14 protein-coding genes are annotated in these 14,983 nt (G+C 71.2%); 4 read left to right on the forward strand and 10 right to left on the reverse strand.

Features of this window, described 5'->3' with window-relative positions; genetic code table 11:
- Positions 1-244: 244 nt before the first annotated feature.
- From QNO14_RS14420 to QNO14_RS14440, 5 genes are all read right to left on the reverse strand, one after another.
- Complete coding sequence (locus QNO14_RS14420; RefSeq protein ID WP_257506452.1) at positions 245-1,849, reverse strand: AMP-binding protein; 1,605 nt, start codon at positions 1,847-1,849, stop codon at positions 245-247.
- Between the two features lie 80 nt (positions 1,850-1,929).
- Positions 1,930-3,156 (reverse strand): acyl-CoA dehydrogenase family protein, encoded by a 1,227-nt coding sequence (locus QNO14_RS14425; protein ID WP_257506451.1) that lies wholly within the window; start codon positions 3,154-3,156, stop codon positions 1,930-1,932.
- On the reverse strand, positions 3,156-4,184 hold the full coding sequence (locus QNO14_RS14430; protein WP_257506450.1) for a phosphotransferase family protein: 1,029 nt from the start codon (positions 4,182-4,184) through the stop codon (positions 3,156-3,158). Before QNO14_RS14430 ends, QNO14_RS14425 begins: the two co-directional genes overlap by 1 nt.
- 309 nt (positions 4,185-4,493) lie before the next feature.
- Positions 4,494-4,877, reverse strand: a complete 384-nt coding sequence (locus QNO14_RS14435; protein ID WP_257506449.1) for an acyl-CoA thioesterase — start codon at positions 4,875-4,877, stop codon at positions 4,494-4,496.
- 44 nt (positions 4,878-4,921) lie between these two features.
- A complete protein-coding gene (locus QNO14_RS14440; protein ID WP_257506448.1) occupies positions 4,922-5,566 on the reverse strand; it encodes a QsdR family transcriptional regulator in 645 nt (214 codons plus the stop codon).
- Between the two features lie 94 nt (positions 5,567-5,660).
- On the opposite strand from QNO14_RS14440, the gene QNO14_RS14445 reads away from it, so the two are divergent.
- The gene (locus QNO14_RS14445) at positions 5,661-6,899 is read left to right on the forward strand and encodes an acyl-CoA dehydrogenase family protein (RefSeq protein WP_257506447.1); all 1,239 of its coding nucleotides are present in this window, start codon (positions 5,661-5,663) and stop codon (positions 6,897-6,899) included.
- The gene (locus tag QNO14_RS14450) at positions 6,896-8,110 is read left to right on the forward strand and encodes an acetyl-CoA C-acetyltransferase (protein ID WP_257506446.1); all 1,215 of its coding nucleotides are present in this window, start codon (positions 6,896-6,898) and stop codon (positions 8,108-8,110) included. Before QNO14_RS14445 ends, QNO14_RS14450 begins: the two co-directional genes overlap by 4 nt.
- A gap of 145 nt (positions 8,111-8,255) precedes the next feature.
- Here the strand turns inward: QNO14_RS14450 and QNO14_RS14455 are convergent, their stop codons facing one another.
- From QNO14_RS14455 to QNO14_RS14465, 3 genes are read right to left on the reverse strand one after another with little or no spacing between them, the layout of a single operon-like run.
- On the reverse strand, positions 8,256-8,720 hold the full coding sequence (locus tag QNO14_RS14455; protein ID WP_257494482.1) for a MaoC family dehydratase: 465 nt from the start codon (positions 8,718-8,720) through the stop codon (positions 8,256-8,258).
- Positions 8,717-9,484, reverse strand: a complete 768-nt coding sequence (gene fabG, locus QNO14_RS14460; protein WP_257506445.1) for a 3-oxoacyl-ACP reductase FabG — start codon at positions 9,482-9,484, stop codon at positions 8,717-8,719. The genes QNO14_RS14455 and fabG overlap by 4 nt, the downstream gene beginning before the upstream one ends.
- A gap of 33 nt (positions 9,485-9,517) precedes the next feature.
- The gene (locus tag QNO14_RS14465) at positions 9,518-10,639 is read right to left on the reverse strand and encodes an alcohol dehydrogenase catalytic domain-containing protein (protein ID WP_257506444.1); all 1,122 of its coding nucleotides are present in this window, start codon (positions 10,637-10,639) and stop codon (positions 9,518-9,520) included.
- A 300-nt stretch (positions 10,640-10,939) separates the two neighbouring features.
- On the opposite strand from QNO14_RS14465, the gene QNO14_RS14470 reads away from it, so the two are divergent.
- Both QNO14_RS14470 and QNO14_RS14475 read left to right on the forward strand, forming a co-directional pair.
- Entirely contained in the window at positions 10,940-12,307 is a 1,368-nt protein-coding gene (locus tag QNO14_RS14470) for a hemolysin family protein (RefSeq protein WP_257506443.1), read from the forward strand.
- Positions 12,300-13,346 (forward strand): hemolysin family protein, encoded by a 1,047-nt coding sequence (locus tag QNO14_RS14475; protein ID WP_257506442.1) that lies wholly within the window; start codon positions 12,300-12,302, stop codon positions 13,344-13,346. The genes QNO14_RS14470 and QNO14_RS14475 overlap by 8 nt, the downstream gene beginning before the upstream one ends.
- Positions 13,347-13,504: 158 nt before the next feature.
- Here the strand turns inward: QNO14_RS14475 and QNO14_RS14480 are convergent, their stop codons facing one another.
- Both QNO14_RS14480 and QNO14_RS14485 read right to left on the reverse strand, forming a co-directional pair.
- Positions 13,505-13,939, reverse strand: coding sequence for a heat shock protein transcriptional repressor HspR (locus QNO14_RS14480; RefSeq protein WP_257494487.1), 435 nt, complete (start codon positions 13,937-13,939; stop codon positions 13,505-13,507).
- A gap of 39 nt (positions 13,940-13,978) precedes the next feature.
- Positions 13,979-14,977, reverse strand: a complete 999-nt coding sequence (locus QNO14_RS14485; RefSeq protein WP_257494488.1) for a DnaJ C-terminal domain-containing protein — start codon at positions 14,975-14,977, stop codon at positions 13,979-13,981.
- Between the last annotated feature and the right edge of the window lie 6 nt (positions 14,978-14,983).

Raw genomic sequence — 14,983 nt, forward strand, 5'->3', positions numbered from 1 at the left:
GCTGGCGCGCGGATGCCGGGATGGCATCGGTGGACTATCGGGCGTGTGCTCGGTGTTGTGGAGAGCGCGCCGTCGGGTGAGTGGTCACTCGGCACCCCGGATACTCACTCGGCGACGCGAATACTCACTCGGCACCGCGAATACTCACTCGTCGACGCGAATACTCACTCGACGACGCGAATACTCACTCGCGACCGCGAATACTCACTCGCGACCGCGAATACTCACTCGCGAGCGCGCACCCTCACTCGGCAGCCGCCGCCGGCGCGGGCGAGAACTGCGCGACCAGTTCCCGCTTCAGCACCTTGCCGCTTCCGCCGAGCGGGAGCTCCGCCACCACATGCACGGCCCGGGGGTACTTGTACGCCGCGATCCGGTCCCGCGTGAACGCGATCAGCTCCTCGGCATCCACGCTGTGCCCGTCGTGCGCCACGACCGCCACGTGCACCTCCTGCCCGCGCAGGTCGTCCGGCACGCCGAACACGGCAGCGACCGCGACCGCAGGATGCCGCGCGATCACGGCTTCCACTTCGGTCGGGTACACGTTGTAGCCGCTGCGCACGATCATGTCCTTCTTGCGGTCCACGATCGTCAGCACCCCATCGACGAACCGCCCGAGGTCACCCGTGCGGAACCACCCGTCGACGATCGCCGACGCGGTGGCATCCGGGCGACCGAGATACCCCTTGAACAGGTTGTGCCCCCGCACGACGACTTCGCCGAGCGCGTCCGGGTCGTCCACGAGCTCCACCCGCTCCTCCTGCTCGGCGTCGGCGATCGCCACATCGACGCCCCAGAGGGGACGCCCGACGGTGCCGGGGCGGATCGGCTCCACGAGCGCGTTCGACGACACGATCGGCGCCGTCTCGGTCAGTCCGTACCCCTCGTGCACGTCCGCGCCGAACGCGTCGCGGAACGCCTCGAGCACGGCGACCGGCAGGGCGGCGCCGCCCGAGACGGCGTACCGCAGCGGCGGCCGGGCGTCGCTGCGGCGGGCGGCCTCCAGCATCCCCACGTACATCGTCGGAACGGCGGTGAACACCGTCGCGCCATGGGCGACCATGAGGGCGAGCGCGTCGTCGGCGTCGAAACGCGGCAGCAGGATGATCGACGCCCCGACGCGGAACGCCATGTTCATCACGGCGGTCTGACCGAACGTGTGGAACAGCGGCAGCCCACCGAAGACGATGTCGCCGGAGTGCAGGTTGAACGAGTCGATGAGGGTGCAGTGCACCTGCTCCACCAGCGCGAGGTGTGAGCCGACGGCGCCCTTCGGGGTTCCCGTGGTGCCGCTGGTGTAGAGGATCGTCGCGGCATCGCTCGGCCGCGTCGCGGTGTGCCGTTCGATGGGGGTCGCTGCGGCGGCCTCGTCCTCCAGACGCGGCAGGTCGCCGACCGGTGACGGAGTCCCGGCGGGCAGCAGCACCGTGACGACGGGGATGCCGGTGGCCGCCGCCGCCGGAATCGCCTCGCCGAGGAGCGGCGCGGCGACGACGAAGAGGTCCGCTTCGGCGTCCCGCAGCACGTACGCGATCTCGTCGGCCTTGAACAGCAGGTGCACCGGCACCACGACGGCGCCGAGCGAGAGCGCGGCGTAGTACACGCGGGCGAAATCGGGCACGTTCGGCACGATCATCGCGACGCGGTCGCCGGCGCGGATGCCACGGTCGCGCAGGGCGCCCGCGTACGCGCGCACCTCGTCCCACAGCTGCGCATAGGTCGTGGTGGTGCCGGCGAAGAGCAGCGCCGGGCGGTCAGAGTGACGGCGCGCGGATTCGGCGAGGATGCTCGCGACCGACAGCGTCGCGTAGCCCGGGTCGTCGATGGCGGAGTCGGGTCGGTGGGTCACGATGGTCCTTTCGTCGTTGAATGGAACTTCTGTCGAATACTCACTCGGCGATGCGAATACTCACTCGCGAGCGCGAATACTCACTCGGCACCGCGAATACTCACTCGCGAGCGCAGCTGGGCGCGGCCGAGGCTGTTCAGATGCACTTCGTCGGGGCCGTCGGCGATGCGCAGGGTGCGGACGCCGGCGAAGAGCTCCGCCAGCGGGGTGTCCTGCGACACCCCGGCCCCGCCGAACACCTGGATCGCCCGGTCGAGGATCCGCTGCACCGCGCGGGGCACCGCGATCTTGATCGCCTGGATCTCGGTCATCGCCTTGCGGTTGCCGACGGTGTCCATGAGCCACGCGGTCTTCAGCACGAGCAGCCGCAGCGCCTCCAGCTCGATCCGCGCCTCGGCGACCCACTCGCGGATCACCCCCTGCTCCCCCAGGGTGCGCCCGAAAGCGACGCGCTCGTTCGCCCGGTCGGTCATCAGCGCCAGCGCCCGCTCGCCCATGCCCAGCGCCCGCATGCAGTGGTGGATGCGACCGGGCCCCAGCCGCGCCTGCGCGATCGCGAATCCGTCGCCCTCCCCCGCGAGCAGGTTCTCGGCCGGCACCCGCACGTCGTCGAAGACGACCTCGGCGTGCCCCCCGTGGTCGCGATCGTCGTAGCCGAACACCGTCAGCGCCCGTTCCACGCGCACGCCGGGGGCGTCGCGGGGCACGAGGATCATCGACTGCTGACGATGCCGCTCGGCGTCGGGATCGGTCTTGCCCATCACGATGAAGATCGCGGCATCCGGGTTCATCGCCCCCGTCGACCACCATTTGCGGCCCGATACGACGTAGGAGTCCCCATCGCGGCGGATGCGGGTGCCGATGTTCGTCGCGTCGCTCGAGGCGACGTCGGGCTCGGTCATGCAGAACGCGGAGCGGATGCGGGCATCCAGCAGCGGCTCGAGCCACCGCTCCTGCTGGGCGGGCGTGCCGAAGTCGTGCAGCACCTCCATGTTGCCGGTGTCGGGGGCCGCGCAGTTGAACGCGACCGGCGCCAGGCGCGGGCTCCACCCCGTGATCTCGGCGATCGGCGCGTACTGCAGGTTCGTCAGCCCCGCCCCGTGCTCGCCCGGCAGGAACAGGTTCCAGAGCCCCGCCGCACGGGCACGCTCCCGCAGCTCCGACACGATCGGCCGGAAGGCCCACTCGCCGGGCGTGGCATCCAGCTGCTCCTGCAGCACCGACTCGGCGAGCACCACGTGCTCGTCGACGAACGCCCGCGCCCGTTCTGCCAGCTGCCGAGTGGTGTCGTCGTGGGCGAAGTCCATCAGAGCGCCTCCAGTCCTTGGCGGGCGAGCGGTTCCACCAGCGCGCCCATCCCGTCGAATCCGTCGCCGACGGTGTCGCCGGAGCGGAAGCGGTAGTGGATCCCCTCGAGGATCACCGCGAGCTTGTACGCCGCGAAGGCGCGGTACCAGCCGAGGTCGGGCAGGTCCGTCCCGGCATGCCGGGCATACACCTCGGCGAGTTCGTCGAACCGCGGGTATCCGGCGGCCGGATCGACGGCGCTCGGAATCGCGCCGCCGAACGCGGCGGGAAGGGCGGCGATGTCCCAGTACAGCGCGAAGATGCCCAGGTCCACCAGCGGATCACCCAGCGTCGCCATCTCCCAGTCGAGCACGGCCGACAGGCGCGGCTCCACGCCGTCGACGAGGGCGTTGTCGAGTCGGTAGTCGCCGTGCACGATGCCGGAGCGCCGGCTCTGCGGCATCCCCTCGCCCAGGCGTTCCTGCAGCGCGTCGAGCGTCGGCGTCGCCCGCGAGCGCGAGGCGTCGAGCTGCCGCTTCCACGTGGACATCTGGCGCGAGAGGTATCCGTCGGCGCGGCCGAAGTCCGCCAGCCCCACGGATGCCGGGTCGACGCCGTGCAGATCCGCCAGGGTCCGCACCAGGTCGGTGCTCAGGCGGGCCAGCCCTGCGGGGTCGTACCCGGCGTTGTGCCCGGGGGTCGACAGCACCCGCCCGGGCGCGCGCTCCATGACGAAGAAGGTGGTGCCGGTGATCGCTCCCCCGGTGTCGTCGACGACGTCGACGGCGATCGGCACGGGCACCGGCGTGGATGCCAGCGCCGAGATGACCCGGTGCTCGCGCCGCATGTCGTGCGCACTGGCGAGCACGTGGCCGAGCGGCGGGCGCCGCAGCACGAGCGGGCGCCGCGCGCCGTCGATCGCGTAGGTGAGGTTGCTGCGGCCGCCGGCGATGACGGTGGCGCTGAGGTCACCGTTCGCGAGGTCGGGGTGCGCGGTGGCGAGCCACTCCGTGAGCGCCTGCACGTCGAGCCCCGGCACGTCGGTCATCGTCGACCCCTCTCCGCGCCGCATCGCGTCGCCGGTTCAGCATACCGCCTGGTCGGTTTGTGTCCAACCCGGCCGGTTCGGGGCGCGTATCCGGCACCGAACCCCGCAATCCCCCCGTTCGGGGCGCGTATCGGGTACCGGACCCCGCAACCCACCGGTTCGGGGCGCGTATCGGGCACCGGACCCCGCAATCCCCCCGTTCGGGGCGCGTATCGGGCACCGGACCCCGCAACCCACCGGTTCGGGGCGCGTATCGGGCACCGGACCCCGCGGCGCTCGAACCGGCGTCCCGCCCGAGCCGGCCCGCGCTCAGTCGAGCAGCTGCGCCGCGACCGCCGCGCGCACGGCACCCGGCACGGGAACGGGACGGCGGCTCGCGGCATCCACGAACACGTGCACGAAACGCCCCACGGCGATGGGCTCGTCCTCGCCGGGGCGCAGAATCCCGAGCGCCCACGTGATGCTCGTGGCCCCCAGCCGCTCCACGCCGACCCCGACCTCGAGCGGCTCGGGGAACGACGCCGACGCGCGGTAGTCGCACGACGACGAGACGACGAGGGCGATCGCCGGCGAGGATGCCGGATCGAGGCCTCCCTCGGCGATCATCCAGGCGTTCACCGCGGTGTCCATCGCCTCGTAATACACGACGTTGTTGAGGTGCCCGTACTGGTCGTTGTCGCGCCAGCGGGTCATGAACGGTTGGCGCACGCCGTAGTGCGGCATCGGTCCTCCAGGGGTCAGTCCGCGCGCAGCAGCACGCGGAACGCCGCGCGGGCGCGAGACGCGCTGGGCTCGTCGCCGGCGATCAGGTCGGCATAGGTGAACGATTCGGAGACGCGCACGAGCAGGTACGCGAGGCTGTGCACGTCGATGGCCCCGCCGAGCGGCTGCGCCCCCAGCTCCGCGCGGATCAGCCACTCGGCCGTCGCGACGTACCGACGCTGGATCTCGCTTTCGATCGTCGTGAGCAGCCGCAGCGCACGGGCAGGCTCGCGCCGCAGGAACTCACGGAAGTAGGGCGCGCGGTTCAGGTCGGCGACGAAGTGGGTGAGCAGCTCGGCGAGGCGGTCCGCGCCGACGCGATCCGCCGTGGCGTGGTCGGCCTGCACGAGGGTCGGGACGGCGAGCGACCACAGCACCTCGCTCAGCAGGGCGTCGCGGTTGCCCACCCAACGGAAGAGCGAGGTGCGATCCACGCCCAGCGCCGCGGCGAGCGCGCCCATGTCGATGCGGTGCCCGGCGATGAACTGCTCGCGGGCGAGGTCGAACGCCCTCCGGGCGTCGGCGTGGGATGCCAGCCGCGCCGAGAGCCAGGAGGGGGCGGCATCCACCCCCACCGTCGCGATGGGCGGCGCGACGGGCGCAGGCGCGGGCGTGGACATGCCGGAACTCTACCGCCGCGTCGAGTGGATGCAACATCTCAGGAAATGTTGCATGATGGGCGTCATACCCGGATCACCGACGATCGGAGAAGCGATGCCGCTCACCCTCACCCCACCCGCCGACGAGACCCACGCCCCGCCCGCCGAGCGCCTCGACGCCGACTTCTACGATTTCCAGAGCGCGCTGACCGACGCCGAACGCGCGCAGCTGGGCCGCATCCGCGCATTCCTGCGTGACGAGGTCGCGCCCCGCGCGGACGAGTTCTGGGAACGCGCGGAGAGCCCGCGCCACCTCTTCCCCCGGTTCGCCGAGCTGGGCATGCTCGGTGCCGGCATCCCCGAGGTCGCCCAGTACGACAACAGCGCCCTCTACCGGGGCTGGGTCGCCCTGGAGATCTCCCGGGTGGATGCCTCGACGGCCACCTTTCTGGGCGTGCACAGCGGCCTGGCGATGAACGCGATCTGGGTGGGCGGCTCCGACGAGCAGCGCGCCCAGTGGCTGCCGCCGATGGCGCGCGGCGAGCTGGTCGGGGCGTTCGCGCTGACCGAGCCGCTGTCGGGATCCGACACGGCGCGCGGGCTTCGCACCACCGCCACGCGGCGGAAGGCGGCCGACGGCACCGACGAGTGGGTGATCGACGGCGCGAAGCGCTGGATCGGGAGCGCGGGATTCTCGGACATCACCGTCGTGTGGGCCCGGGACACCGCAGACGGGCAGATGAAGGGCTTCATCGTGCCCACGTCCACCCCCGGCTACTCGGCGACCAAGATCGAGCGCAAGCAGTCGCTGCGCGCCGTCGAGAACGCCGACATCACGCTGACGGGCGTCGTCGTTCCCGACGCGCTGCGGCTGCAGCGGATCGAGTCGTTCACCGAGGTCGCGATCGTGCTGCGGCTGACGCGCGCCGAGGTCGCCTGGCAGGGGCTCGGCAACGGCATCGGCGCCTACGAGGCGGCGGTGCGCTACACCGCGACGCGTGAGCAGTTCGGGAAGCCGATCGCGTCGTTCCAGCTCGTGCAGGACAAGCTCGCCACCGCGCTGTCGAACATCACGGCGTGCCTCGCGATGTGCACGCGGGTTTCGCAGCTGCAGGACGAAGGCAAGCAGACCGACGCGCAGGCCGCGATGGCGAAGGCGTTCGTCACGGCCCGGATGCGCGAGACCGTCGCCCTCTGCCGCGAGGTGATGGGAGGCAACGGCATCACGCTGGACTACGGGGCGGCGCGGGCCTTCTGCGACGCGGAGGCGATCTACACCTTCGAGGGGACGCACGACATGAACACGCTCATCGTGGGGCGCGAGATCACCGGCATCCAGGCGTTCACCTCATGAACGAGGCGTACATCGTCGCCACGGCCCGCTCGCCCATCGGCCGCGCCCGCAAGGGGTCGCTCGCGGACGTGCGCCCCGACGACCTCGTCGCACAGATGGTGCAGGCGGCGTTGGACATGGTGCCGTCTCTGGACCCCGCACGGATCGACGACCTGATGATCGGCACCGGACAGCCCGCCGGAAGGCAGGGCATGAACATCGCGCGGATCGTCTCGGTGCTGCTCGGGCTCGACACGGTGCCGGGCACGACCGTGAACCGGTACTGCTCCTCGTCGCTGCAGACCACGCGCATGGCGTTCCACGCGATCAAGGCCGGCGAGGGGGACGTCTTCGTGTCGGCGGGCGTCGAGTCGGTGTCGCAGTACGCGCACGGGTTCGCCGACCTGCCCGAGGCGGTGAACCCGGCCTTCGCGGATGCCGCGGCGCGCACGGCCGCCCGGTCGGAGGCGGGGTCGCCGGTGTGGGCCGACCCGCGGGCGGACGGGGCGCTGCCGGATGCCTACATCGCGATGGGGCAGACGGCCGAGAACGTCGCGCAGCTGCACGGGGTGACCCGCGAGCAGCAGGACGCGTACGCGGCGCGGTCGCAGCAGCGGGCCGAGGCGGCGATCGCCTCGGGCTTCTGGGCGCGCGACATCACGCCGGTGACGCTCGCGGACGGGACCGTGGTGAGCGCGGACGACGGGCCGCGGGCGGGGGTGACAGCGGCCGGGCTCGCCGGGCTCGACCCGGTGTTCCGGCCGGACGGCACGGTGACGGCGGGCAACTGCTGCCCGCTCAACGACGGGGCGGCGGCCGTCGTGATCGTGTCGGGCCGGGTGGTGGACGAGCTCGGGCTGCAGCCGCTGGCGCGGATCGTCTCGACCGGGGTGAGCGGGCTGTCGCCCGAGGTGATGGGGCTCGGACCGGTCGAGGCGTCGCGGCAGGCGCTGGCGCGCGCGGGGCTCGGGATCGACGACATGGACCTCGTGGAGATCAACGAGGCGTTCGCGGCGCAGGTGATCCCCTCGGCACGGGAGCTCGGGATCGATCCGGAGCGGCTGAACGTGCACGGCGGCGCGATCGCGGTGGGGCACCCGTTCGGCATGACGGGGGCGCGCATCACGTCGACGCTGATCAACGGGCTCGCTTCGACGGGTGGGCGGTACGGCCTCGAGACGATGTGCGTGGGCGGCGGCCAGGGCATGGCGCTGGTACTGTCCCGCGACTGACCCGCCGCCGCTGCTGCTGCTGCTGCCGCTGCTGCTGCTGCCGAGTGAGTATTCGATGTCTCGAGTGAGTATTCAGCGCGCCGAGTGAGTATTGGCGACGAATACTCACTCGGCAGCGCGAATACTCACTCGGCAGCGCGAATACTCACTCGCGAGCGGGCGCGGGGACCAGCAGGGCCAGCGTCTCGGCGATCAGCGCGGGCTTGCGTCCCCCGTCGATCTCAACGGTCGTGCGCATCCCCACCCGCACCCCCTGGGGCGTCTCGTCCGCCGACGCGAGCTCGGTCACCGCCCGCACCCGCGACCCCGCGAGCACCGGCTGCAGGAACCGCACCTTGTCGAGGCCGTAGTTCACCGCCATCGCGACCCCGCCGACCTGCAGCAGCCCCTCGGTCAGCCGCGGCAGCAGCGACAGCGTCAGGTACCCATGCGCGATCGTCCCCCCGAAGGGCCCGGATGCCGCACGCTCGGCATCCAGGTGAATCCACTGCCGATCCTCCGTCGCCTCGGCGAACGCAGCGATCCGCTCCTGCGTGATCTCGAACCATTCCCCCGTCGCCGTTGCGCCCACCAGCCCGGCCAGCGTCGCCGGCGACTCCGCCGCGATCATGCGCGGGGCCCGCCCGCCACGTACAGCACCTGGCCCGAGATGAACCCGGCATCCTCCCCGGCGAAGAACGCCACCGCCGTCGCGACGTCTTCGGGAGTCCCACCCCGCCCCACCGGGATCTCCTTCGCCATCGCCGCGACGAAGTCCTCGAACGAGACCCCCATCCGCTCGGCGGTCGCGCGGGTCATGTCGGTCTGGATGAACCCCGGCGCCACGGCGTTCGCCGTCACCCCGTACCGCCCCAGCTCGATCGCGAGGGTCTTGGTGAACCCCTGCATCCCGGCCTTCGCCGCGGCGTAGTTCGCCTGCCCCCGGTTGCCGAGCGCCGACGTCGACGACAGGTTCACGATGCGCCCCCAGCCCGCCTGGACCATGTGCGCCTGCACGGCCTTCGTCATGACGAAGGCGCCCCGCAGGTGCACCGTCATCACGGCATCCCAGTCGTCCTCGCTCATCTTGAACAGCATGTTGTCGCGGATGATCCCCGCATTGTTCACGAGGATGGTCGGCGCCCCGAGCTCGGCGACGACCGTGTCGACGGCGGATGCCACGGCAGCGACATCCGCGACGTTCGCCCCGACGGCGAGGACGCGGCCCCCGTCGGCTTCGATCGCGGCGACGGTGTCGGCGCACGCGTCCGCGTCGAGGTCGAGCACGGCGACCGCGTGACCGGCGGCGGCGAGGCGGCGAGCCGTCGCGGCGCCGATGCCGCGTGCGGCCCCGGTGACGATCGCGGTGCGGGAGGGAGAAGAAGAGGAAGTCATGCAAGGTCCTTTCGTCGGGTTTCAGAAGACGGATCAGAAGACGATGAGCTGACGCAGTTCGCCACCGGCGGCGAGGCGGTCCATCGCGACATCGATGTCGTCGAGGCCGATGCGGGAGGTCACGAGACGCTCCAACGGCAGCCGGCCCGCCCGCCACATCTCGACGTAGCGCGGGATGTCCCGGGCAGGCACGGCGGAGCCGAGGTAGCTCCCGATGACGGTGCGCGCCTCGGCGGTCAGCTGCAGCGGCGAGACCTCGGCCCGCGCATCGGGCCCCGGAAGCCCCACGGTCACGGTCGTTCCGCCGGGCGCGGTCAGCGCCAGCGCGGTCTCGAACGCGCGCGCCGACCCCGCCGCCTCGATCGCGCTCGGGGTGCGGATGCCGCGCGCCACGGCATCCGCCGGCGAGAGCGCCTCCATGGCACCGAGCTCCCGCGCGAGGTCGAGCTTGGCCGGCACGGCGTCGACGCCGATCACGTCGAGCCCCAGCGCGACGGCGACCAGCAGCGCGGCCATGCCGACCCCGCCGAGCCCCACGATCGCGATCACCGAACCGGATGCCGGACGCGCGGCGTTCAGCACGGCACCGCCGCCCGTGAGCACGGCGCAGCCCAGGAGCGCGGCGATCTCGGCCGGCACGTCCGGGGGCACCGGCACGACGGAGGTGCGGCTGACGACGGCGTGGCTGGCGAAGCCGCTCACCCCGAGGTGGTGGAACACGTGCGCGCCGGCATCCACACCGCCGTCGCGCCGTCGGCGCAGTCGCATACCGCCTCCGACGAGTGTGCCGGCGGAATTGGCGGCGGTTCCGGGCTCACACGGCAGGCGGCCGTCGGTCGCGCACCCCGCGCAGGCGCCGCAGCGGGGCAGGAACGTCATGACCACGCGCACGCCGGGGCGGAGGTCGTCGACCCCGGGCCCCACCCGTTCGACGATGCCCGCGGCCTCGTGGCCGAGCAGCATCGGCGTGGGGCGGCGGCGGTTGCCATCGACGACGCTGAGGTCGGAGTGACACACCCCGGCCGCCTCGATGCGCACGAGCAGTTCGCCGTGGCCGGGGTCGTCGAGCTCGAGCGGCCCGATGGTGAACGGGCGGGATGCCGCGAACGGCGCGGTCGCCCCCGAGACTTCGAGCACGGCTCCGGTGATCTGCATCCGAACCTCCTCGTTCGTTCGCGCGCGGCGGTGCGTGATCGACAGCATACCGACTGCGCGGTATGTCGCGGTAACCCGTCGTGGTCGCTCACTCGACGCAGCGAATACTCACTCGACGGCGCGAATACTCACTCGGCAACACGAATACTCACTCGCGAGCGGGTAGGCGTTTTCCCAGCTTGCGGATCGGCGGCCTGTCTAGCCTTGACCCATCATGGACGACCCCCCCTCTCATAGTCCCGCGCCCTCTGACTGCCCAGCCGCTCCGGCGGCACGTTCATCGGTCAGGGGGTGTGAAGAATGAACGAGTGGATCATGCTCGGCATCGGCTTGGTCCTGACCATCGGAACCGGCCTGTTCGTCGCCAGCGAGTTCGCGCTGGTGAACCTGGACCGCCACGAGCTCGAGGCGCGACGTGCGCGCGGCGAGGGGGGCCTCGATGGCACCATCTCCGCACTGAGGATCACGTCGACCCACCTCTCCAGCGCGCAGCTCGGCATCACGCTGACGACGCTGCTGACGGGGTACACCTTCGAGCCGGCGATCAGCAGCCTGCTGCGCCAGCCGCTGCTCAACCTCGGCCTTCCCGAGGGGGCGGTCGGCCCGATCGGCGCCGTCACCGGCATCCTGATCGCGACACTCTTCTCGATGATCATCGGCGAGCTCGTGCCGAAGAACTTCGCCCTCGCCGTTCCGCTGGCCACGGCGAAGATCGTCACGCCGTTCCAGCGGGCCTTCACCGCGGTGTTCAAGCCGCTCATCCTGCTGTTCAACAACACCGCGAACGCGATCATCCGCGCCGTCGGCATCGAACCGAAGGAGGAGCTCTCGGGCGCGCGCAGCGCGGATGAGCTGTCGTACCTCATCCGGCACTCCGCCACGGCGGGCCTGCTCGACAAGTCCGACGCGCAGCTGCTGCGACGCACGCTGCGGTTCGCCGAGCACGACGCGTCCGAGGTCATGACCCCGCGCGTGCGGATGGCCACAGTCGACATCGCCGACACGGCAGACACCGTCATCGCCCAGTCGCGGACCACCGGATTCTCCCGGTTCCCCGTCATCGACGGCACCCCCGACCGCGTGGTCGGCGTCGTGCACGTCAAGCACGCGTTCGCCGTTCCCCTCGAGAAGCGCAGCGGCACCCGGGCCGACGCCCTCATGAGCGACGTGCGCACCGTGCCCGAGGGCATGGGAGCCGATCACCTGCTCACGGTGCTGCGCACCGAAGGCCTGCAGATCGCCGTCGTCGGCGACGAGTACGGCGGCACCGCCGGCATCGTCACCCTCGAGGACCTCGTCGAGGAGATCGTCGGCGAGCTGGAGGACGAGCACGACCGCACGCGCACCGGCATCCTGCGTTCCGGTCGCTCGGTCACGTTCGACGCCAGCTGGCGCCCCGACGAGGTGCTCGACCGCACCGGCATCGAGATTCCGGAGGAGGGCGACTACGAGACGGCCGGCGGGTATGTCACCGACGTGCTGGAGCGCCTGCCCGAACTGGGCGACGAGGTGCGCATCGCCGGCGGCACGCTACGGGTCGAGCGCATCGACGGACACCGCATCGTGCGCCTGCGCTACATGCCCGACGACCCGGAGCACGACCCCAGCCTCATGACCGACCACGACCGAACCGTCGACGCCCTCGTGAAGGGAGCCCGCCATGAGTGAGGATGTCTGGGGCATCGTGTGGCTCTTCGTGCTGCTGATCGCCAACGCCTTCTTCGTCGGCGCCGAGTTCGCCGTCATCTCCGCCCGCCGCTCGCAGATCGAGCCTCGCGCCGCCCGCGGCAGCAAGGCGGCCAAGACGACCCTGTGGGCCATGGAGCACGCGACCCTCATGCTGGCCACCAGCCAGCTCGGCATCACCGTCTGCTCGCTGCTGATCCTGAACGTGTCGGAGCCGGCGATCCACCACCTGCTGGAGATCCCGCTGGGACTCACCGGCCTCACCCCCGAGATCATCAGCGTGGTGGCGTTCGCCATCGCCCTGGCGCTCGTGACGTTCCTGCACGTCGTGTTCGGCGAGATGGTCCCGAAGAACATCGCGTTCTCGGTGCCCGACCGCGCCGCGCTCATCCTCGCCCCGGCGCTCGTCGCGGTGGCGAAGGTGCTCAAGCCGGTCATCTGGACGCTGAACGCCGTCGCGAACGGCATCCTGCGCCTGTTCCGCGTGCAGCCGAAGAACGAGGCGACGAGCACCTACACGCTCGATGAGGTGGCGAACATCGTGGAGCAGTCGCGCCGCGAAGGCACCCTCGTGGATGCTTCGGGCACCCTCGCCGGAGCGTTCGAGTTCACCGAGAAGACCGTCGCCGACGTCGACGTCCCCCTGGGCGAGCTGGTGCTGCTGCCGGCTGGTGCGACGCCGGCGGACGTGCAGCGCGCCGTCGCCGAGCACGGCTTCTCGCGCTACGTCATCGCGGGCACCGACGGCGAGCCGGTGGCCTACGTGCACATGAAGGACGTGATGGACCTCGACGCTCCGGACCAGTTCCGCAGCCCCATCCCGGAGAAGCGGCTGCGGCGCCTCGCGACCGTGCACCGGGCGACCGAGCTCGAGGATGCCATGGCGATCCTCCGCCGGCGCGGCGCACACGTGGCCCGCAGCCTGGATGCCGACGGCCGCACGGTGGGCCTGCTGTACCTCGAGGACGTCCTGGAGGTCCTCGTCGGCGAGATCGGGGACGCCACCGCGACCGCGGCGTAGATCCGCGACGCGAATACTCACTCGGCGACGCGAATACTCACTCGGCAGCGGGGGGTGGGGCGCGCGGCAACCCTCGAGATCCGTCGCGCAGACGCAAGAACCGCCCCGCACGAGTCGTGCGGGGCGGTTCTTTGCCCAGTTGCCGACGCGGCGCGCGGTCAGTTCGCGTCAGGATGCCGCGGGCGCCACAGCACGATGTCGGTGGCGCGCCGCACGCGTTTGCCGTGGCGCAGCGTGATGACGCCGCCGCTCGGACCGGCGGCGAACACGCGCGCGCCGGGACGGTTCTCGATCTCGGTGCGCACACGGTGCTCGAGCTCGCGCACCTGGCGCCGCAGGTCGCGCACCTGGTTCTCGAGCTCCACGATGCGCGCGATCGCGGGCAGGCTCATGCCCTCGGCCGACAGCCGCGCGACCTCTCGCAGCTGCTCCACATCGCGCGGCGAGTAACGCCGCGAACCGCCCTGCGTGCGCGCGGGCACGACGAGGCCGATGCGGTCGTACTGACGGAGCGTCTGTGGGTGCATTCCCGACAGCTCCGCCGCGACCGCGATCGCGAAGATCGGCATGTCCTCGTCGATCTCGTCGTTCATCCGCTCGCCCCCATCGGTCGTGGCTCAGCCGCCGCCGAGCTAGCCGCGCGCCTTCTGCATGAGGTCGGCGCGGGGGTTGTCCTTCGGCTCGAGCTCGTGGAACCGCTCGAGCGCTTCCCGGGCCTCGCCCTCGAGGTGCGACGGCACCGCGATCTGCACCTCGGCGAGCAGGTCGCCCGTGCCCTTCGAGGTCGCGACCCCGCGGCCCTTGACGCGCAGCACGCGTCCGGAGGGCGTACCGGGCGCCACTCGCAGCTTGACCGGGTCTCCCCCGAGCGTCGGCACTTCGATCGTCGCGCCGAGCACGGCCTCGGTGAAAGTGACCGGCACCGTCACCCGCAGGTTGAGCCCATCGCGGGTGAACACCGGGTGTGGGCGAACGGTGACCGACACGACGATGTCGCCGTTCTCCCCACCGTCGGGCGACGGACGCCCGCGGCCACGCAGACGGATCTTCTGCCCGTCCCTGACCCCCGCGGGGATCTTCACCTTGAACGGCTTGCCGTCCTCGCCCTGCAGCGTGATCGTCTCCCCCTTGGTGGCGGTGAGGAAGTCGATCGTCGTGCGCGCGGTGACGTCGCCGCCCTTGGTCGGCCCGCCGAACCCGCGGAATCCGCCCGACGTCTGGCCGAACCGCCCGGAGCCGAAGCGGCCGCCGGGCTGCTGGTTGAACATCGAGAAGATGTCATCGAAGTCGTCGGCGGACTGAAAGCGCGCTCCGCCGCCCCGGCCCTGACCGAACGCGCTGAAGACGTCCTCGAACCCGCCGGCACCCTGGCCGCCCGCCGTGAAGCGGGCGCCAGAGCCCATGGCGCGGATCTGGTCGTATTCGGCTCGCTGCTCAGAGTCGCTCAGCACGGCGTACGCCTCGCTGATCTCCTTGAATTTCGCCTCGGCCGCAGCATCGCCCTGATTGGAATCCGGGTGGTACTTGCGGGCCAGCTTGCGGTACGTCTTCTTCAGATCGGCGTCCGTGACGTCCTTGCTCACCCCGAGGACGGAGTAGAAGTCCTTGTCGAACCAGTCTTGACTCGCCATCGAGGT

Origin of the sequence: Microbacterium sp. zg-Y625 (assembly GCF_030246925.1) — a bacterium.
In the GTDB taxonomy this organism is placed as follows: Bacteria; Actinomycetota; Actinomycetes; order Actinomycetales; family Microbacteriaceae; genus Microbacterium; species Microbacterium jiangjiandongii.

What these genes read in the sequence shown, in the direction of transcription:
- QNO14_RS14455 (WP_257494482.1), bottom strand. Translation starts at nt 8,720, where the DNA reads ATGATCGCGGCGGAGTCGCCGGCGACGCTGGCCGGGCTGGTGGGCGCA.
- QNO14_RS14435 (WP_257506449.1), bottom strand. Translation starts at nt 4,877, where the DNA reads ATGACCCGCTGGCGCGACAACGACCAGTACGGGCACCTCAACAACGTC.
- fabG (WP_257506445.1), bottom strand. Translation starts at nt 9,484, where the DNA reads ATGACTTCCTCTTCTTCTCCCTCCCGCACCGCGATCGTCACCGGGGCC.
- QNO14_RS14470 (WP_257506443.1), top strand. Translation starts at nt 10,940, where the DNA reads ATGAACGAGTGGATCATGCTCGGCATCGGCTTGGTCCTGACCATCGGA.
- QNO14_RS14475 (WP_257506442.1), top strand. Translation starts at nt 12,300, where the DNA reads ATGAGTGAGGATGTCTGGGGCATCGTGTGGCTCTTCGTGCTGCTGATC.
- QNO14_RS14440 (WP_257506448.1), bottom strand. Translation starts at nt 5,566, where the DNA reads ATGTCCACGCCCGCGCCTGCGCCCGTCGCGCCGCCCATCGCGACGGTG.
- QNO14_RS14480 (WP_257494487.1), bottom strand. Translation starts at nt 13,939, where the DNA reads ATGAACGACGAGATCGACGAGGACATGCCGATCTTCGCGATCGCGGTC.
- QNO14_RS14445 (WP_257506447.1), top strand. Translation starts at nt 5,661, where the DNA reads ATGCCGCTCACCCTCACCCCACCCGCCGACGAGACCCACGCCCCGCCC.
- QNO14_RS14425 (WP_257506451.1), bottom strand. Translation starts at nt 3,156, where the DNA reads ATGGACTTCGCCCACGACGACACCACTCGGCAGCTGGCAGAACGGGCG.
- QNO14_RS14465 (WP_257506444.1), bottom strand. Translation starts at nt 10,639, where the DNA reads ATGCAGATCACCGGAGCCGTGCTCGAAGTCTCGGGGGCGACCGCGCCG.
- QNO14_RS14485 (WP_257494488.1), bottom strand. Translation starts at nt 14,977, where the DNA reads ATGGCGAGTCAAGACTGGTTCGACAAGGACTTCTACTCCGTCCTCGGG.
- QNO14_RS14450 (WP_257506446.1), top strand. Translation starts at nt 6,896, where the DNA reads ATGAACGAGGCGTACATCGTCGCCACGGCCCGCTCGCCCATCGGCCGC.
- QNO14_RS14430 (WP_257506450.1), bottom strand. Translation starts at nt 4,184, where the DNA reads ATGACCGACGTGCCGGGGCTCGACGTGCAGGCGCTCACGGAGTGGCTC.